This window comes from Halorubrum sp. BV1, from assembly GCF_000746205.1.
Lineage (GTDB): Archaea > Halobacteriota > Halobacteria > Halobacteriales > Haloferacaceae > Halorubrum.
In genome coordinates, this window is record NZ_JQKV01000005.1 from 84858 (window position 1) to 104884 (window position 20027).

The 20027-nt window shown below is 59.8% G+C and carries 18 protein-coding genes; 16 read left to right on the top strand and 2 right to left on the bottom strand.

Annotated features, from left to right (window positions below; genetic code table 11):
* Positions 1-69 precede the first annotated feature (69 nt).
* The 16 genes from EP28_RS09050 (at position 70) to EP28_RS09125 (ending at position 17535) form a co-directional block, all read left to right on the top strand.
* Positions 70-237, top strand: coding sequence for a DNA-binding protein (locus EP28_RS09050; protein WP_004048632.1), 168 nt, complete (start codon positions 70-72; stop codon positions 235-237).
* Between the two features lie 71 nt (positions 238-308).
* Positions 309-869 carry a TATA-box-binding protein gene (locus EP28_RS09055; protein ID WP_049983712.1) on the top strand — a complete coding sequence of 187 codons (561 nt, stop codon included), beginning with the start codon at positions 309-311 and terminating at the stop codon, positions 867-869.
* Between the two features lie 85 nt (positions 870-954).
* A complete protein-coding gene (xseA, locus tag EP28_RS09060) occupies positions 955-1998 on the top strand; it encodes an exodeoxyribonuclease VII large subunit (protein ID WP_049983713.1) in 1044 nt (347 codons plus the stop codon).
* Between the two features lie 2 nt (positions 1999-2000).
* Entirely contained in the window at positions 2001-2183 is a 183-nt protein-coding gene (gene xseB / locus EP28_RS09065; RefSeq protein ID WP_049983714.1) for an exodeoxyribonuclease VII small subunit, read from the top strand.
* 203 nt (positions 2184-2386) lie between these two features.
* Positions 2387-2635 (top strand): hypothetical protein, encoded by a 249-nt coding sequence (locus EP28_RS09070; RefSeq protein WP_049983715.1) that lies wholly within the window; start codon positions 2387-2389, stop codon positions 2633-2635.
* A 6-nt stretch (positions 2636-2641) separates the two neighbouring features.
* Positions 2642-3064: a DUF7985 family protein gene (locus tag EP28_RS09075; protein WP_049983716.1), complete on the top strand. Its 423-nt coding sequence runs from the start codon at positions 2642-2644 to the stop codon at positions 3062-3064.
* Between the two features lie 27 nt (positions 3065-3091).
* Positions 3092-4828: a DUF8186 domain-containing protein gene (locus EP28_RS09080; RefSeq protein ID WP_049983717.1), complete on the top strand. Its 1737-nt coding sequence runs from the start codon at positions 3092-3094 to the stop codon at positions 4826-4828.
* Between the two features lie 3 nt (positions 4829-4831).
* The gene (locus EP28_RS09085; protein WP_049983718.1) at positions 4832-5668 is read left to right on the top strand and encodes a hypothetical protein; all 837 of its coding nucleotides are present in this window, start codon (positions 4832-4834) and stop codon (positions 5666-5668) included.
* Between the two features lie 2 nt (positions 5669-5670).
* The gene (locus tag EP28_RS09090) at positions 5671-6786 is read left to right on the top strand and encodes a TrbL/VirB6 family protein (protein ID WP_049983719.1); all 1116 of its coding nucleotides are present in this window, start codon (positions 5671-5673) and stop codon (positions 6784-6786) included.
* Positions 6787-6788: 2 nt separating this feature from the next.
* Positions 6789-7910: a TraC-like domain-containing protein gene (locus tag EP28_RS09095; protein WP_049983720.1), complete on the top strand. Its 1122-nt coding sequence runs from the start codon at positions 6789-6791 to the stop codon at positions 7908-7910.
* The gene (locus EP28_RS09100) at positions 7903-10110 is read left to right on the top strand and encodes a VirB4 family type IV secretion system protein (RefSeq protein ID WP_049983721.1); all 2208 of its coding nucleotides are present in this window, start codon (positions 7903-7905) and stop codon (positions 10108-10110) included. Before EP28_RS09095 ends, EP28_RS09100 begins: the two co-directional genes overlap by 8 nt.
* Positions 10076-14485 carry an ATP-binding protein gene (locus tag EP28_RS09105; RefSeq protein ID WP_230455310.1) on the top strand — a complete coding sequence of 1470 codons (4410 nt, stop codon included), beginning with the start codon at positions 10076-10078 and terminating at the stop codon, positions 14483-14485. The genes EP28_RS09100 and EP28_RS09105 overlap by 35 nt, the downstream gene beginning before the upstream one ends.
* A gap of 447 nt (positions 14486-14932) precedes the next feature.
* A complete protein-coding gene (locus EP28_RS09110) occupies positions 14933-16186 on the top strand; it encodes a phage NrS-1 polymerase family protein (protein WP_049983723.1) in 1254 nt (417 codons plus the stop codon).
* Between the two features lie 74 nt (positions 16187-16260).
* The gene (locus EP28_RS09115) at positions 16261-16701 is read left to right on the top strand and encodes a DUF8030 family protein (RefSeq protein ID WP_049983724.1); all 441 of its coding nucleotides are present in this window, start codon (positions 16261-16263) and stop codon (positions 16699-16701) included.
* Positions 16702-16921: 220 nt separating this feature from the next.
* On the top strand, positions 16922-17212 hold the full coding sequence (locus EP28_RS09120) for a DUF8069 family protein (RefSeq protein WP_049983725.1): 291 nt from the start codon (positions 16922-16924) through the stop codon (positions 17210-17212).
* Positions 17212-17535, top strand: a complete 324-nt coding sequence (locus EP28_RS09125) for a DUF7558 family protein (RefSeq protein ID WP_049983726.1) — start codon at positions 17212-17214, stop codon at positions 17533-17535. The genes EP28_RS09120 and EP28_RS09125 overlap by 1 nt, the downstream gene beginning before the upstream one ends.
* A gap of 165 nt (positions 17536-17700) precedes the next feature.
* On the opposite strand, the gene EP28_RS09130 is transcribed toward EP28_RS09125, so the two are convergent.
* Together EP28_RS09130 and EP28_RS09135 are read right to left on the bottom strand one after the other, a co-directional pair.
* Entirely contained in the window at positions 17701-18513 is an 813-nt protein-coding gene (locus tag EP28_RS09130; RefSeq protein ID WP_049983727.1) for a DUF6036 family nucleotidyltransferase, read from the bottom strand.
* On the bottom strand, positions 18510-19433 hold the full coding sequence (locus tag EP28_RS09135) for a winged helix-turn-helix domain-containing protein (RefSeq protein ID WP_049983728.1): 924 nt from the start codon (positions 19431-19433) through the stop codon (positions 18510-18512). The genes EP28_RS09130 and EP28_RS09135 overlap by 4 nt, the downstream gene beginning before the upstream one ends.
* Positions 19434-20027 lie beyond the last annotated feature (594 nt).

Sequence of the window (20027 nt, forward strand, 5' to 3'; positions counted from 1 at the left end):
CTGACACACAGAATGACAAAACCGAGAGTTCGAACCTTTATAACATAGACACGAGAAGTCCGCGATGGAATCTCTGACCTCATCGTCAAAGCAGCCGTGAAGGACGCACTCTCGGACCACAACGTCTCGGCAGATTTCTACGACGCCCTCAACGAAGAGGTCGCCGAACTGCTCGACGACGCCGCAGAGCGTGCCGAGGCCAACGACCGGAAGACGGTCCAGCCCCGCGACCTCTAATTCGGAAGGAACTACACCAACGCTCGAAGTCACTCCCCGTTTTAAGGGGGTTGTGATTGGAAGGTACTCCCATGAGTGTCACAGCCGAATCAATTCAAGTCGAGAATGTGGTTGCGTCGTCCGATATCGGTCAAGAACTCGATCTCGAAACACTTTCTGAGGATTTAGGGGCCACCGACTACGACCCCGATAACTTCCCTGGACTCGTGTATCGGATGCACGATCCCAAAGCCGCAGCGCTCATTTTCCGCTCGGGGAAAGTCGTCTGTACGGGTGCAAAAAGCGTCGACAATGTGACGACTGCGTTGGAATACGTCTTCGACGAACTCCGTGAATTGGGTGTCGATGTCGCTACCACCCCAGATATCGAAATCCAAAATATTGTCTCAAGTGGGGACCTCGACCACACACTCAATTTGAATGCGATTGCGATCGGCCTAGGTCTCGAACACATCGAATACGAACCAGAGCAGTTCCCGGGGCTCGTCTACCGGCTTGACGACCCAGACGTCGTCGCACTCCTCTTCGGGAGTGGCAAGCTCGTCATCACGGGCGGAAAACAGCTTGACGATGCTGAACAAGCGCTTACAGTGATCGAAAACCGGCTGACTGATCTCGGGTTACTAGAGTAATTCAAGGACACAGAACAGTTGGCAGGGTACACTGGCACTGAGGGGTACATTTTTGAATCTGCTCTCTCCGTCTTAAGTTAGTGCGATGGCTGATGCCGAACGAGAGGTAGATGATGCCCTGTCCGGGAATGTTCTTTCAGTCCAAGAGCTGAACGACCGAATTGCATCGGTCGTCCAGGACACGCCTGCCCTCAACGGCGTCCGTTGTATTGGCGAGGTCACGGATCTCCACCAGAACAGTACCGCCCTCTATTTCACCCTGACAGACGGTAACGCCGAGCTTCCCTGTATGCTCTGGGCGAACCGCTATCAGAAGATGGACGCTGACCTCGAGGACGGGACGGAGGTCATCCTCGAAGGCGATATCGACTACTGGACAGAGGGTGGGAAAATCGACCTCAAGCCGTGGGAGGTGATCGTCGTCGGCGACGGCGACCAGGCGGCTGCCGTCGAGCGACTGCGAAGCGAACTCGAAGAGCGTGGCTGGTTCGACGACGAGCAGAAACAACAGCCGCCTGCGTTCCCGGAGCGGGTCGGTGTCGTCACGTCCCTTCGAGGAGATGCCCGGTACGACATCCAGAACGCGATCCACGGACAGGACCCCACCGTCGACATCCTGGTGAAGGACGCCACCGTCCAGGGGTCAGAGGCGCCGATGTCCATTGCGAACGGTATCCACCATCTCGACCGCTCGGAGGACGTCGACGCCATCATCGTCGGCCGCGGCGGTGGGAGTGATTCGAACCTCCAAGCGTTCAACACCGAGCGGGTCGCGGAGGCGATCTTCACCGCCAATACCCCGGTTGTCACCGCAATTGGACATACTGATGACCGCCTTATCGCGGATCAGGTGGCGGACGTCGCGACGATCACGCCGACAGCCGCCGGCGAGTATATCGTAAACTCCCGCCAAGAGTTCCTTGGGAGTGAGATCGAGCCGCTGGAGCAACAGCTCGACGCCGCGTACGAAACCTTCCAGCAGGAGCACGAACATGAACGAGAGCTTGCCGAAGCAGTCGACGAGGCGGCCGCATCCGAGGGGCTCCCGCCGGTCTACTACAAGGCCGCAATCGCTGTGCTGCTGTTGCTGTTGTTGGCCATCACTGGGCTTTGGTTGGGGGTGATCTAAGCGTGGTAAACGACCAAGAGATCCACGATCGGCTGGCCCGTGTCGAAGAAATCATTGAGCAGCTCGATGCGGACGAGTGTGACCTCGATGAAGGGACAAGGCTTCACGAGGAAGGTCAGGAACTCTTGGCCGAGGTGCGAGAAATCCTCGACAACGGGTGTGGAGAGGTCGTGGAACTCGAGTAGAGCGCCATTTAGTCTTAACCAACAATCAATGGCATCTAACTCTATTGTTGGTTAACGGTACCTTTGCAGGGTGAACGAGCTCTCCGATTATAATTTACTTTAGAGTTTTGCGCCAGTTGGTAGCCAGAAAGTATTTACCTCACATACAACTACCACGTCAACGTGTACCACGATTTAATCGGTGCATACCTGAACCCGCACACATGATTACACGGTCAGTCACCATCGAAGACATCGATGAGCTGTACCTGATGTGGAACGACCACATCAACGCCTCGGCCCTCTATCGCCGCGCCCTCCGCGAAGAGATGGCGGTTCGGGATGTCGATCCCGACGAGCTTCGAGACCTTTTCGAACGGGCCCGCGAACAGGGCTACAGCAAAGACGAAATCGTCGCCGAGACCAATCGATACGCCGATCTCAAGACACTCGTCGACGACGCAGAGGAGTAACCCACTATGTCACAGGACACCACTCCCTCCGAAACGACTCCGAATCGCGCCGAAAGCCAGTCGACGGCGGCAAGTAGGCTCCCCAAGCAGGCGGCACTCGTCATCGTCTTCCTGAGCCTGTTCGCTGTGGAACCCGCCGCTGCACAGACGAACGCCGTCTGCAGTGCGGACAACCTCCCGGGTATGATCGAAGGCTTCTTCCAGCTTACCACGGCGCTGGGCATTGTCGGCCTCGCAGTCGTGTGGCAGGCTGACTCCCTTATCGAGATGTTCACGATCACACCCGACCAGAAGAAGGGACTCAAGCGCCACAAGCGCTCCGCGATGAAGTCTGCGGTCGTTCTTGTCGCGCTCGGGCCACTCTACACCGTCGCTGGATCGATGATGAACCTCCCGCTGGCGCAGTGCGTCGACCTCGCCCCCTGGTAGGCGACTACCACCCCGTCGCGAGCCCCCATGAAACAACGAGAGCTCTCCGTGCTAATGGCCGCCCTGTTCGTGACGAGCCTAGTCACCGGTCTCGTTACTGCAAGCCCGCCACGGCCAGGCACGGAGGGGAATGGGCTCACAGAGAATGAATCAGCGACGCTGTGGTCTCGCGACGCGGACAACTACATCAGCCAGGAGGAGTACCAGCAGCGATACGGCGAGAGCCGGACCGCGATGCACCAACTCGCAAACGGGACGGACATCACGTTCACGCGCCCGACGACGACAGCTGCAACGTGGACGCGAAACGACTTCGCTGATCTCGAAGCCGGTGGGTCGGATACGTCCGTGCATCCGCGCCACGCGTCGCTCGAAGACGGGGTGTTCATCGAGGACGCCCACGCCACGGTATTCGCAGTGCAGCCGTCGACGCGAGGTCACTTGGAGTCGGGTGAATCCCCGCTCTATATCGCGCCGAACGGCACGATGCGGGGGTTCGTGGACTATCGTGTTCGCGTCCCGAACGGAAGCTCTTCAGGGAACACGACCATCGAGTGGTCGCTCACGAGCAGCGAAGTCGAGGAGGTTCGGTTGCAGAAGGACGGCGAAACCATCGTCGAGCGCGACGGCTCGCACACGCCGGCCCTTGATTACCAGATCGAGGATGACTGGAGTACAAACCTCACGCTCGAAGCCGAGATCAGCGTCCGGTTGAAGAAGACCACGCGAATCGACCGAGGCGACGAGACCGATGTCGAGATCACGTATCGTACCGAGTCGCTCAACGTCTCGGATTCGATCGCCGTCGAGATCTACGACCTCTCGGCGTACCCCTACTACGCCGAGTATCCCAATGGTGACGCCGGTGTGGCTATCTTCCAGTCCAGACCGTGGCAAGGGTACACGCTCACGGAGAACGGAAGCGCACGAGTGCGTGGCGTCTGGCGGTTCTACACCGCTCGGAACACCAACTGGGATACACTCGTCAGGTCGAATCGGACTGACAGCGCCACCGTCGAGTCGGATGCGATTCCAGTCTATGTTCACGCGTACCCGTCGCGAATCGGCCCGCGTGCCGAACCAGTTCGCGATGGCCCAGAGATCATCGACACCTGGGGCACTGACCGACCGTCTCCGGACGGCACGCTCGGCGAGGACATCAACATCGACATCGTCAACCAGTCGTACACGACGACGTACGGTGTTGCGGTTCGCGCGGAGAACGTCGACCGCGACGCGCTCCAGGTGGCGGGGATCGTGCGGGGTGTGAACGCCTCGATTGTGGCACCTGACGCTGGCTCAGAGCGGCAGCTCCGGCGCAGTAATCTGACTGTTGAGGTGCTCCAGCAGAACGAAAGCCAGGCCACACTCCGCATCGAGCTCCGGGATAACGAGACCGGCGCACCAATCGTGCTCAGCGATCCCGACCGACGATATCCAATCGGCGGGAACACTCGCAACGGCTACATCACCGTCGCGGAGCAACGCGTCGAGACCAACGCCTCCGGGGTGGCGATCGTGACGATCGACGAGCCGGGCATCTACACGGCTCGGTATCACCCAGGCTCGTGGCTCGGGCACGACCCCGCATATGTGAGTGCGACGGCTACTGCTCGCTGGCATCCGCTCGGCACCATCGACGGCTGGTTCGCGTTCATTTTCGAGGTGGGCTGGCAGCTCATCCCGTTCTTCGTGATGTTCTACGCTGGCAAGCGACTTCTCCGAATGCTCGGTCCAGAAGACATCTTCCAGCGAAACCCATAGCCCATGACTCAAAACCATCCACACATCAGTCGGCGAACCGCCCTCCGAACAGTCGCAGGTGCTGCGCTCGTAAGCGTCGCTGGCTGTCTGAACGACAATGGCGGCTCTGGGACGCCTGGTGACGGAACGACCTCTCCAGATGGCAAAGGCCCACTCACGCGTATTACTATTGAGGGGACAACACTCGTCGTCGAACTCTCCGAAGAGGCCGACGTCGACCAAGTCAACCTCATCCAGCCGAACGGCGAGCTATTCGGGAAGCGTGACGTAGCCGCAGGTGCTCAGCAGGTCTCATTCGAGATTGGCACCGCGTATGCGCCCGGTGAGTACCGGATTGTCGCACTGAAGGGCGAGGAGACAGTAGTTGAGACCACGACTGAACTCCGTCCAGAGATGCAGATACAGGATGTTGGACTCTATCGGAATAATCCAGATAAACCGTGGGACGAAGTCTATGGTGAGAGCGAGACTGACCGGATCAAGAATGGCGAGGCATTCGTCACGGTAGAGAACACAGGAAGTGGTCCGGAAGCGATAACTGAACTAATCTTCTCCGGGGACGTTCCCAATCCAATTGAGAACCCCAGAGGCAGTGGAATGCACGAAATAGACCGGGTAGTAGTCTCCCCTGGCGAGACGGCCGACCTGTTCAGTAATTCGTTCCCGTTCGGTTCCGAGAGTGAGGACGGAATGGGGTGTTCCCCAGATGGTAACAGCGGGCAGTTCACGGTTATCGTCGAGACTCAAGTCAGTGGCAATCGGGTCACGAGTACCTACGATGTCCAGTATTCCGGGTCTGATGAGATGACTGACTGTGAGGTCACGATCACGGAGGCCTGACGATGGTTGATCTCATTGACGTCGTCCTTGAGGGTATCAAAGGCGTCGTTGATTGGTTCATCGGGCTGTTCATGGACGGTCTCAGGTCGGGGTATGAGACTCTGACTGAGGAGATGTTCGGAACCCCGACCCCAGAGACGAACGGAGCATTTGTCTTCGGTGAACCAACCAACGCACCCTGGCCAGCGATTCACGATGCTCTCATCGGCGGCGAAATTATGCTGATTGCCCTTTTGCTCCTTGTGATGAGTGTTCAGGGTCGTCACACGGTTCGGATCTTCAATATTGGAAGTACCTACGAAGCCCGAAAAACGAAGAAGACGGCCTGGGTCGGGGCCTTTCTAATCATTACGTGGTATTGGGTTGGAACTCTTACGCTCTACCTCGTCGACGGGTTCACTATTGCACTGATGCCGGAGCTTTCCTCCGTAGCCTCGGCAATGCTTCAGTTCTTGGGTGCAGCCATCACAAACCCAGGGCTGGGGCTATTGTTCGCCGTGATTGGTGGAATCTCAATGTGGGCGTTGGAGGCGCTGTTCTACATCCGGATGATTCTGCTGTATGTCTACCTGTACGGAATGCCGATTGCATTTGCACTAGCCTACGGAAATATTCCGGTCGTATCCGATATCGCGATGGGGTTCTGCAAACGGTTTGTCCCGTTGGCTGTCCTCCCGCTCCCAGCAGCGATGGTCCTCAAGGGGTACGATTTGATCTACGGCGGTGGAACGCTCACACCCGGAACAGCGTTCCTCAAATATCTCGTCGCAGCGTCCCTCCCACTGGTCGCCCTCTATATCACCTGGAAGACGTTCAAATACGCGACGCCGTTGACGGCCAAAGTCGTCGGCGGTGCAACGAAAGGCGCAGCACTCGTAGGCGGTGTCGCCGCTGGAGCCTACGTCGGTGGCGCCGGCGTCGCGACGACCGCCGCCCGATGGGGGCCGAAAGCCGCCGCCGGCCACGCCGTCGCACAAAAAGCAGCCGCCCGCGGTGGACATGGAGGAAATGATGGCGGCACGCCGTCGTACCGTCGAACAGAGAATGACCCAGGTGGAGCGACAGCGGAATCGGCGAGTGCCGACCGTGGGATGGAGTTTGATCGAGGAATCCACTAACAATGTCAGCAGATCAAGACGCGGCCGCACGGCGCATCATGGATCAGTTCGGTGAGGAGAGTCGCATCCCGTATCTCAATATCGAGGAAGGGGACGTCGGTATGCTCATCGCCTTCCCCATTATTGGGCTGTTTATCGCTGGCCTCACCGGGATCGAGTCGCTTGCCCTCCCGTTCGTTGCTGGCGGGCTTGGCTTTGGCGTTGCCGTCATCTACGTCTCACCAACCCACCTGAACGCTTGGACGTGGACGAAAGATGTCTATCGGTACCTCAAACGACCTCAGGTCACGTTCAGTGCGCCCGCCGAAGCCGACACGAGTACCAACGAGTCAGAGCGGAACGAAGGCGGACTCGCGAACTACACGCCGTTCAAGCCGGACGAGCGAACGCAGGATCTCACCAACATCAAGCGAGCGTGGCCAGGCGCTGGTGCCATCCAGCGTGAAGACGGCGCGATGGAGGCGTTCATCGAGATCGATCCGGCCAACATGGACTTCGCGATGTCCGACGACTGGGCACAGCTCCAGGACGCTGGCGAAGAGTTCGCCAACAAAGAGCTGGACTCGAAGCTCAAACTCCACGCCACAACCCGTTCATTTCCGGTGGAGCAGATCACCGAGACCATCGAAGATCGGCTCACGGACGAAGACGTCACGGAGAACCCGATTTTCCGGGAACTCCTCGAAGAGTACCGGGAGACACGGCCGAAGGAGATGCGCGACCGGGGCATTCAGCAGGTCCGGTACTACATCGGCGTTGAAGTCAGCCCGATAGAAGTGTACGACCGCTTCCGCGACGAGGGCACCCCCGCAGAGAAGCTGACGCAGTTCCCCGTCATCGGGTTCCTGTTCAACCCGTTCGTCACCCGCCGCGAGGACCTTACTGACGTCGAGCGCCGCGCGCAGATGTTCGAGAAGCTCGACAGTCGGGTGAACGACGTTCGATCCGAGTTCATCCAGCAGGCGTCGGGGTGGTCCGCACGCAGGCTCAGCACGGTCGAGCTGTTCGTTCTGAATATGGACTTCTGGAACGGTCGCGAACATGACTACGACGAGGCGGAACGTGTCGTTCGCGACCAATCGATCATCGGCCACTCGCGCCGGGAGGACCCACACGATGCGTAATGTGATCCTCCAGACCGGTGGTGGTGCGCTTGGCTCCGTCGCCGGGTGGCTCCAGAATCTGACGCCAGCAGAGAGTACAGTGCTTGCCCTTGCAGCGGGTCTCGGCCTTGGCGTCGGCAGTAAGTACCTCTGGGACCGCTTCACTGCGGATGATGAACCAGACGTGGACTTTACCGATGTCCTCAACGAGGAGACACTCGAAGAAGGCGAGGCCGAACGCAAGCTTCTCGACGACATCTCCGAGTCGCACAAGACCGTCACCGCGCCCGGAGCTGTCGAGTGGGAAACGCGAGCCGCACGGGTCGGCGAACAGTGGACGACGACACTCTACATCGCTAACTATGCCGACTATCCCAACGACGGGTATCTGAGCGACCTCTTCGAGATGACCGACGTCCAGTTCGATCTGACGGCCCACATCACGCCGAAGAATCAGGAGCGGGCCCGGAACGAACTGCAAGACATCGCGGACGACCTCCAGGTCGATGCTGACCTCGAACAGAGTATTCGGAGCGCCTATCTCCAAGAGCGCGCCAACGAGGCCGCAGCGACGTACAAGGCCGTCGAGAACGGCGCGAACGTCTTCGACCAAGGGATGTTCATCACGGTTAGAGCCGACGAGAAAGACAAGCTCAGAGATGCCGTCCAGACGGTCAAGAGCGCGCTCCGCGACGACCCGGCGAACCTCACGCCGAAGACGGCTATCTGTCGGCAGGATCTCGCTCTCCAGTCCGCCGCGCCCATCGGTGACAACGAGTTCGGGCGGACGTCGATCGCGCTCGGCGGCGCCGTCGGGGCGTTACTCTCCTCGCCGCACAACGCGACGATTCTCGAGGAGGGCGGCGTCGAGTTCGGGATTCACAAAGACAATCAAAGCCCCGTGGTCATCGACCCGTTCGCCCGGGACAACGGGTACGCGATGTTCACCGTCGGCGACACGGGGTCGGGGAAGTCGTTCAGTTCGAAGCAGAACTTCATCCGCTCCATCGAGCAGAGCAAGGATCGCATCGGCATCATCCTCGAACCGCTGAACAACTGGGCTGGTGTCTCGGAAGCCCTCGACGCCAAACGAATCACGGTTGGCGGGACGCTCGGTCTCAACCCCTTGGAAATCCGCGAGACGCCCGAGCACGTCCAGCGAGCGATGGGTGAGGACGCCAGTCCGTTCAACGAGAAACTCGACGACGCGATGAGCTTCCTCACGAACTTCTTCGCCCTCCGGGGTATCTCACTGGGAGATCGGCGCACCACGCTCGAACTCGCCCTCAAACGTGCCTACCAGCGCAACGGGATCACCGACGACATCTCGACGCACAGCAATTCGAGTCCGACCATCCGCGAGATGATGGACGTCTTCGAGGATATGGTCGACGACCCCGAGGAGTTCGTCGTCCGGTCCGACGAGGAGGCCGGGAAGATCAAGGAGGACGCGACGTGGCTCCTCGATCAGCTCCGCCCCTTCGAGGACGACGGTCGCCACGCCAATCTCGGCCAGGAGTCCGACTTCGACATCCGGGACGAGAAGGTCATCTACCTCGACCTCGCCCAGCAGGAGGGCAGCGTCGACAGCAGCACGGCACTGACGATGCAGCTGCTCATATCGCTGGTGTACGAACGGGCGAAGGTTTCGGAGAAGGAGGTCGTGTTCTACATCGACGAAGCGCGCTACATCATGCAAGACGCTGCGAGTCTGGCGTTCCTCGAAACGGTGTTCCGGCACCACCGCCACCACGACCTCTCGATTCGGCTGGTCACCCAAACCGTCGACGAGTTCTTCGAGCACGCCGAAAGCGAGGCGATTCTGGATCAGTGTGCGGTCAAGCAGTTCCACCGCCTCGACGGGATGGATGATGAGTGGGCCGACGAGTTCGGGCTGAACTACGCCCAGATGCGGTTCGTCCAAGACGCCGTCCCCGGCAACGAGGACGCCGGCTTCTCCGAGGCGTTGGTGGGGGTCGACGGCGAATGGCGTGGGATCCAGGTCAAAGCGATGCCCAAGGAGAAGCAGGTCATCGACTTCGAGCCAACCGAGCAACGGCGAGACTCACTCCCCGGGACTGGCGAGAATGCTGTAGACGCGGACGTGCAGGCGTTCCAAGACGATATTGAAAGCCGAGCGACCGACAACGGACAACACACACCTGAGCAGACGCCAGCAGAGACTGATGGTGGCGCAGCGGGAGGTGACGAGGATGCGTGAGTACCTTCGCGTGACGCCAACCTCCGAACGCCTCAATCCGGAGCGTCTGCCGCAGGCACTGGAAAGTCTTCACAAACTGACCTCAGCGGACTCAGCAGGGCTAGTTGACAAACTCAATCCGCTACATAGCGACACACCGCTACGATTCGAATTCCTCGCTCTCAGCGAAGGGGCGGATGACCCCGTCGAATTCTACTACGGTGCCGACGACCATCTGGATACCCTTGAGAAACGGCTCCGGTCGGTCTATCCCGAGACGTTCGACATCGAGCGTACCGAGGTCGACATCGCATCCCGACTCGTACAGCCTGTCGAATTCGACCGCGAGACATTCGTCGAGCACTATGAGTCGGGTGAACTCACGTACGAGTTCGGCCCTGACGAGCAATACGAGTGTGGCACTGACGACAACAGTCAAGCGGGGCCAGGGGACGCCGAATCAGTCGCGGATGGAGGAACGGTCAGCGACCAGTTTCCCGACCACTTCATCGAGATCGGCGATACTGCCCTCGAACTCGCCCCACCAGATGCGATTCCCGAGGATGAGCCACTCACGACGCTTGCCAAACCAACGGTAACATCAGAAGGGACGATACTCGCCCGGCCAACGACCGAATCCGTCTCCCCACCCGGCGTACGGTGGCAAGGGTCGGCGACTCGGAAGCAAGACTGGATGACCTCACTCTCGCCATTTACTGCTGACGACGAAGCAGAACTCCCAACCGTCGATCAGCCAGGTGGTGCGCTCGCGTCGCTTGTCGACCACCTGATGGAGGCGACAGCACCAGTAGCGTTCCAGGCCGTCTTCCAGCGACGCGAGAGCTGGCAGTCCGATGCCGACCTTCGCAAGGAGGACGTCATCGACGGCCGAGACACACTCGCTCAGGAGATTATTGGCTCCCTTTTCGAACTCGACGATCAGTCGGAGAGCCGGGACAGAAACCAGCTGAGCGACGCCGTTGCAAAACGTGTCGCGGCAATCGAGGCGAAAAATCCGAAGCGGTCGTTCACCGCGAACATCCGAGCGATCGGGATTCCGTCCGGGGACGACGGTCGCGATGATCTCGATGATCGGATGCAATCACTTGTCCCGGTATTCGACCCGCTTGACGGACCGTACTACGAGGTTGCGGCCGAACGGGTACGCGACAGCGGCTTCCGGGCAGCCACGAAAGAACGGAACGCACGAGCGGCGCTGCAGCGGCTCTTGGATCGTGAGATCACGACCGGCCGTGGGACGACCCGACCCGAGTTCGTCCTGAGTGGCCGAGAACTCGCGAATTTCGTACTCGTGCCCTCCTCGGAACAGCTGACTGTCGAGGGGGCACGTGGGACGCGTGCGGAACAGCAGAGTCGGAATCCATTGCCACGCCCCCACCAGGACCTCATGAGTGAATTCCGCGACGGGATGGCAATCGGGTATGCCCTCGACGACACCGGCGAGGCCGAAGACGAGCCGACACACATTCCACCCGGACTGCTGCCCACTCATTACGGCCGGTTCGGAACAACCGGCTCTGGGAAGTCGAAAGCCCTCATCAACGATATGCTATCGCTGTACGCCAACACCGAGGGGCCGACGATCCTCATCATCCCGAAGAACGACGACATGGCCCAGAATTATATGCGGGCTCACGCGCGTCGGTTCGGAATGACCGACCTCCAAGAGAACGTCGTCCACTTCCCGATCCCGGACGTCCTCCCCGGGTTCTCGTTTTTCGATCTCGAACCGTCGATGGAGAGCGGACGGCGCCGCGAAGACGCCGTCCAACGGAAGGCCGACCACTACGAAGAGATTTTGAAGCTCGTGATGGGAACCGACCGCTACGAGCGGGCGACTGTGGCCCCAACTCTCATCAAGACACTCATCAAGACACTGTTCGACGAGGAATACGGGCGTGAGAACGGGCTCTACCGAGCGTCGACGGACTACTTCGCCCACCGACAGCTCGAACACGTCGTCGACCAGCTCTGGGAGGCCGGGCCACCGAACGAGAACATCGGCGACGCCCCACGGTCGAGCGACGAGGAAGTCACCCGGACGATTCGACGGCAGCTCCAGTTAGATTCGAACACCTTCGCGAACGTGATGGGCGGTGTCGGAAACCGTCTCGCCTACATCTCACAGGATACGCACCTGCGGCAGATCTTCAATAATACCGAGAACCAGTTCGACTTTCGGGATGTCCTCGACGAGGATACGGTCATCCTCTTCGACCTCGGCGACCTCCGCGACGACGCCGCCCGGATCATGACCGGTGTGATCCTGACCAATCTCGATGCAGCTCTCAAGGACCGCAAACAGGCCCTCCCCCAGCACTCGGACGACTACGTCGTGAACTTGCTCGTCGACGAGGCAGCATCGGTCGTGGTCTCCGACATCATGAATGATCTCCTCGAGAAAGGCCGGGGATTCCGGCTCTCTGTTGGTCTGTCGATGCAGTTCCCCGAACAGATGGAGGCTGAAGGTGGGCGGAAGATCTACCTGAATGCTCTGAACAACATCGGCAGTTCACTCATCGGGAAAATCAACGTCGACCGGGAACTGGCGCGAGCGATGGCCCACGAAGAGATGGACCCCGCGGATTTCGCCAATCGGATTCGTTCGTTGCCACGAGGGGAGTGGATCGCCAGCCTGCCAAGCCCGACGTTCGGTGAAACGGGGCCGTATCCGTTCAGTCTCGAACCACTCCCGATTCCACCGGGCCACCCCGAGAGCGAATCCCCGCTCACAGAGCGTGAAGAGGAGCAGTTCACTGAGACACTCTCCTCGATGCACGAGGACATCAATGACGAACACGGTGTGCCGGCTGAGCCAGACACTTCAACAACGAGCACACCTGCCGACGGACACGAGGTGCTCGATATCGCGAGCGACGACCTGGACGTCGCGATTGCGAACGTGGTTCGGAGTCTGCAGCTTCGAGAGGGCTGCCGTGAGGAAAACGGCTGGGTGGCCGTCGAAGCAGTTGACGACGAACTCAGACGACTCTTCGACGACGTCGACGCCGAGCCGCCATCGTATGATGCCCTCGCGGACATCCGAGAACGATCACGATACCTCGATACGACCGTCGATATCGACGCCGACGAGCTCCGCATCCGGCTCACTGACGCCGGAGAAGAGGTCGCGACACCCGATACTGGTGGCGTGCAGGCCGCTGGTGGGAGTGCCCACGACGCAGCACTCCTTCAGATCGAAGAAGAGCTCACCGCACTCGGTTTCACCGTCTCGATCCTCGCACAGGATGGCAGCGAGAAACCTGACGCGAGGGCGAGCCACCCCGACGTTTCCGACCGATTCGCCATCGAAGTCGAAACGACGACACCCGAGAATCCCGCGAAAGTGCTCACGAATCTCCGGAAGGCCCAAGCAGCAGGTGATATCCCGCTGTTTGTCGTTCGACCAGGAAACGACGAAACTGAGTGGGCCGAGCGTGTTGACGGCATTCTCACACCTCCCGTCCGTACCCTCCAGAATGGTGAGACACGGTTCTACACGACTGACTCGAATCTCACGTTCAGCGGTGGAGCGACCGAAGAAGGTGGAGTGACGGCCGTGCGACCGGCGACCGACGACGAGAACGGGACCCAGAACATCTGGCAGCGTGATGGCGACGAGATCGTCCTTCGTGATGCCAGCGGGACGGAACATATCCGCCTCGAGTCGCTGGAAAAACTCTCGAAAGATCGTGTTCCGGCCATCTACAGCTACGACCACGCTGCCGACGAGTACGTCGTTTATGAGCACGGTGAACAACACATCTACGAGACGAAATCGGCGTTCGAGGACGACTGGATTCGGATCAAAAAGCCGTTCGTTCCGGAAGACGAGTTCTCCACCCCAGAGTACAGCTGCGACAGCTACGTAATCGTGATTCTTGCCGATGAGAAGTCATCAGTCGTCTACACGGACGGGACAACGAAACCTCTCACAACCCTATTTGATCACTCAACCGCCCACAATGAATCAGAGGGGGACTCCAAAAACGACGACGAAAATAGTGACCGGGCGGAGACTGACTATCGGGCCGAATCTGCTCCGGGAGAGGATATGCCGGGGGAAGATTCCTCAGAGCAAATCTCCCAAACTAACGGGAGTGAACTCGATCACGACGCGGACGATTTCGAGTCATTCGTTGACGTGTACGTTACCGAAGAAGAGGAGGCGGAACTCCCGAAGGATGATCTCTATAATGCGTATCGGATATGGGCAATCAGACACGACAAAGAAGTTCAATCGAAAGCGTGGTTCTCCCGTTCTCTCGGGGAGTTCGTAACGTATGATACGAGTCGGATTCGTCAAAACGAAACCCGCGTGAACTGCTATACAGGTATTTCGCTCACGGCAGCAGGGCAACAATTGATTGAATGAAGAGAAATCTATGAGGTACTTGAATTCGAGACGGGTTATCAAAAAACCGCCCGAAGGCGTTGCCGGTCAGGGGAAACGACCAGTAACAGCACGAGAGGGTAAGAATCAAGAGTTAATACTCGGTTATGGACCGAGAAAACCGCAAGACGGAACCGCCGGTCAGGGCATCTGGGAGGGGCAACAGTATCTAACATCAAGTGAACATACGAAATCGCAGGACGGCGCTGCTGGTCAGGGGAAATTAAGAAAGGGTACTCCCGCCCGTATCAGCGGTCAGGGGAAAAACCACCAGACGGCGAAGCTGGTCAGGGGTATCACCGAGCGAAAACCAACTAGGATAGAACGGGGGGTCCCCGTTGGGACCAAGGGATTGGATCGAGGAGTAGAATTGAGTGAGTTCTGTGCTGGCTCAGAATTAGTGAGAGCCATGCAAGGTACTGTGAGAACATGAATAAGAATATCATCGACGAACCGGAGGAGATTCCGGAGACGCTACGCGAACGGGACCAGTGGGTGTGCTGGCGCGAAGAAGAGCGGGACGGCAAGCCGACGAAGATTCCGGTGACGCCGGGAGGTGGGGGGTTCGCGTCATCAACAGAGTCGGAGACCTGGGCGAGTTTCGAGACAGCGCTCGACTACACCGAGACGGCACACGCCGATGGCGTCGGGTTCGTGTTTACCGACGACGACCCCATCGTCGGCGTCGATCTGGACGACTGCCGCGACCCGGAAACCGGCGACGTCGACGACGCGGCACTAGACATCATCGAGCGCCTCGACTCCTATACGGAGGTGTCACCGTCCGGCACCGGCTATCACGTCCTCATCAGGGGCGAACTTCCCGACGGGCGGAACCGTCGCGGGAGCATCGAACTGTACGACACGGCACGCTTTTTCACCGTCACTGGCGATCACGTCGAGCGGACACCAACGTGCGTCGCACGTCGACAGGACGCGCTCAGAGCGATTCACCGTGAGTACGTTCAGGAGACAGAGCGTGACACGGCAGCAGAGCCCGAACAGCGTGGTAGCGCTGACGACGAGTCACCGACGACCGGTGCAGCCGGCGTTGACGTCGACCTCGAAGACGATGACCTCCTCGAGAAAGCGCGAAACGCATCGAACGGCGAGAAGTTCGAGCGGCTCTGGAACGGGAATACGGTCGGCTACGACAGTCAGTCCGAGGCCGACATGGCGCTGTGCTGTTTGCTGGCGTTCTGGACCGGTGGTGACCGGACCCAAATGGAGCAGCTGTTCCGCCAGTCGGGATTGATGCGAGAGAAGTGGGACGAGGTCCACTACGCTGATGGGTCGACGTATGGGGAGAAGACCATCGAGCGAGCAATTGCGACTACTTCGGAGTTCTACGACCCGGACGCCGGCGACGATACCGCGGACGAGATCCCCGCCACATCGTCGCCAGACGTCGGCGCTGCTGACTCGGAGCGGAGTCGCGCATATCTCGCCGAGAAGAACCAGATCTTGAGCGACCGCGTCGACGAGCTCGAGGCGACACTCACGGAGAAAACCGAGCGCATCGACGCTCTCGAAGCGGAGGTCAAGCGACTCACTGACGAACTTGCCACCCGTGGCCAGGAGGAGGAGTGCCAGGGCGAGCACGCCGCTACTACGAGTGAGAACAGTAGTGAGTCAGAGTCATCCTCACTGTTGGGTCGGTTATTCGGCGGTCGGTCCAAGTAGCGTTGCGACCGCAGCGGCACGTCTGTCACCCCCGCCAGGGGGCGGCGGGGTACATCACGTGCCCCCGATAGACGATGGCTTCGGAACGTACGACCCAAACGCAGACGGTACAGCAAGCAGCAACCAACTCCGACGGGGAGGCTCCGTGGGCAGACCTCGAGGTGGCGATCCCGAACGACCGCGATCACGCGTCGCTCGTCGCGCTCGTGGAGTGTGCCCTAATCGAGCTGACGCACGAGCACGTGGGGGCAGTCGTCGTCACCCACCAGGTCCGGGGGACAAACCACACGCAGTACGTCGCCGTCGACGACGTCAGCGAGCAGTTCCAAAAGCGGCACTTCGACGCCCGGCTGGGCTGGCACGAGACAACCGTTCCTCGTGAGATCGTTCGCGACGAACTCGTCACCCAGCTCACCCGGTCGGCAGCCTCACAAGCGGAACGCACACGAGAAGCAGCAGCCAGCGAGCCGGACACGTTCACCGTGAAGCCGGTTCAGGAACTCCGGACTCCATAGGCCACACTCTTAACCAACACTCGGGACCAGTTCTGTCGAAGTGTTGGTTAATGACGTTGCCAGAATTTATGCCCTCAACCCACGCCCACCGCCCTATCCCTCCGCGACGTTGCCGTTTTCGAGTACCGCGACCCAGGGTCGGACTGACGCCCTCCGACTGGGCTGTTTATCGGCGCCGGGAGGCGTGCAGCGCGCGAGAGCGTGCGCGGCGTGATTCACCATGGTTGGTCCCGATCCTCACGACGACACGAGTGCCGACCACGAACAGCTCGAAACCGAACTCCTCGCACAGGACCGTGACGCCGCGAGCGTCGCGACCGCGGACGTCGACGACGCAACGGCCCGCAGCCTAGTCGACGACCTCATCGACGCGGACGTCGTCACACCCGTTCCCGAGGATCGCGTTCTCGTTCACGAGCCGAGTGTTACTACCTTCGACTCGACGACGCAATTGGCCGTCTTCCACCGTGGCTGGACGGCCGGCCGCGACGCCGACGCGGAGGCGGAGTAATGCAGCAGACGCTTACAGGGTGTGCGTTCTGCGACGCTCCGCCCAGCACCGAGACTGGCGAGGCCCACACATGGGGGGAAGATGAGCGGGTCACCCACCCCATCTGCGTCGACTGCGCGATCCAGATGGAGCCGGACCCCAACGAGCGCGATCGCTACGCCTGCGATGGCTGTGGGCTCGTCGTCGACGCCCTCGCGGCGCTCACGCGCTTCCGTGTGGAACTCGGCCATCTCGAGGGGCCGCTGCAGCTGTGTGCGCGATGTAGTCCTGGCGGGCCCGCGACGTACTGGACGCACGACCTCGATGAGCATCTCGTTGAGTGAGACATATTGCCGACGCTTACACCGTTTCCATGGAGGACCTCGTTGACGAAGTCGACGTCGCGCTTGACCGCGACTAATGGGGAGTCTCCCTATCCATGGATAGGGAAAGTATCCAATAAGCCGCACCGCTTGGCATTACGCCATAGATTCCGGTATCCCTCGCCGTCAGATCGTCGTCGAAAGACGCTCGATGCGATCAGCGGTTTCCTTGACTGCGTCTTTCTCCTCGAGACGACTCACGATATCCTGTAATTCAACCGTGGTGTAATCGAGTTCCTGCTGGAGGGCAGGCATAGATTTCGGTTCGTCGAGGGCGTGAAGCACTTCGAGTTCCTCGTATACGCGCTCTGTAATCTCCGCGACCGGCTCATGCAGGGGTGTCCTCACGTTGTGTTGCTCGGTGAGATCGGCCAACGCCTCGTTCACGTATGTTACGAATAGCTCTTGATCCAAGAGGTCGATCTGCGCGGCGAGTTCTGCTTCGACGACGTCGAAATCGAGGTCAGTCTGCAGCAGCGAAAACATATCTTCGATATCGTCCACCCGTCCGGCGACCGCCTTGAATAGGAAGATGTCCTCTGGGCTCACGAGTTCGACCACCAAGTTGCTGGGGTTGAGGTACCGCTCGCTACGCTTCCGAATCCCGTCAGAAAGAACCAGTTTATCGATTACCTGCTGGTGAAAGATGTCGATTCGACACCCATCATCGTTCTCGAGGATTCGCTGAGCACCGAGCGCTTCGTATTCTTCGTCCGGTTCCCGAACGATATCGTAACCAAGTTCGAGCAGTACTGCTTGGAGCTGCCCGAGGTCATCACCGGATGCGACGATGAGATCGATATCCTTGGTAGTGGTCTTGAGATCCTGGAACGCCATTGCCCCACCGCCGATCAAGAAGACAGTGAGTGGGTCGTCTAGCTGCTCGCCGATGCGCTCGAGTTCCGACCGAATGTACGAACTGTCGAATCGCGCCCTCATGCTGACACCCCGTAGTCCGCAGCCAATTCTTGGAACTCTTCCCACTCGGGAAGTCGAGATGCCCGCTCCTCGCCACTCGTGTCGAGATACGTGAGCAAGTCCTCGACGAGATCGTCGACGCCGTACTTTGTGGCCTGGTCACGCAGTTCGTCACGGTCGACGTCAACGTGGCTGAGCAGGAGCAGACAGTATGACTGGGTACGTGCGCCCGAATCGATTACGAGCATATGACAGCACAGCATCGCCGGCGAGAGATCATTCATCGTCTCTGAATGGAAATAGTACCGACGGTCGCGGGCCAGAAGGGGCAGGTCGTAGGTCTGGAAACGCTCTGGCCCCGTCGAAAGGAAGTCCTCGGCGGTAATCTCATCTGCGGTCTGGACGAGGAACTCGTCGAGTGACTCCCAGAGAATCGTGTAGGTGTCGGTGTGTTGTTCGACGGTCTGGCGATGGTCGTGGTGAACGAGTTCCCGAGCAAGCGTACTCAGTTGTTCGAATCCCTCGTTCAGCACATATGCATCCTCGTCAGTTTCGTAGATGATCCCTCGATGCTGAAGTGGATCGAGGGCGCGATGGACGGTACTCCTGTGAATGTTGGCCCGGCGTGCGAGCTCCATTACGACCCGCGGTGTTTCAAGATAGTAGAGAACGCGGAGCGTCGCACCCGACAACAGTTCAGGCCAGTCGATGTGCGAATACTCTTGGGTGATGTCTGCGAGGAGTTCGAGTGCTTTCGCGTCCGATGGCCGGATCTGCTTTGTTTTCCCTTGTCGACGCGTCTCGACGAGTCCGGTCGCTTCGAGACGATCGACAAGTTCAGACGTGTAGCTGAGACTGCGGTCCAGCTGGGTCGCAAATTCGGAGACTGTCTGCTCACCGTGAAGGACGGTGAGCGCGCGAACCTCGCCTTCGGTAAGCATCTGTTGCGTAGATACGAACCGATATTTAAATAACTTCGCTATCTCGCAACGAGTATGACTGACTCAGCTGAGGTTGCTGGGTGAGCAACACGATGAAGGCCCTCGGCCGTTCACGGGCGGCGCGCCGCCCGTTAGCTCGGGAGAGCCTGCTTTCCCGGTGACCGAGACGGCCTCGCCCTTTCTGAGTCCGCCAGGGCAGTAGTTGGGTCGCTGAGTGTCGCGGCTGGGTGGACAGGTGTGTCCGTTATGGCCCGCACCGCTCGCCGCGTTCCGCCCTCCGCGTCGCTCGCGACCGACCATTCCGGGCGTGCGGGCGCTCTCCGCACCGCCCGCGCCCGTTCCGGGCTAAAATGCATGTGCCCTCGGCGCCAGCGGGTATCCCCGTCGGTTGCGCCCCTTGCGGGCTTTCGCGTTCCAGCGCTTGGTGCCGCCTGCGCTGTCGCGCGCCACACCGCGGCGCGCGTTCTCGGCGACAGTCGCCCTGGACACGGACCCGCACATCGGGCCGGACACGAGCGGGCATATCCCGCTGGCCGCTCGCTCCGGGCGGGTCGGCGCGCGGTGCTGGTTGAGTGGCCTCCCTATGGCGCGCTC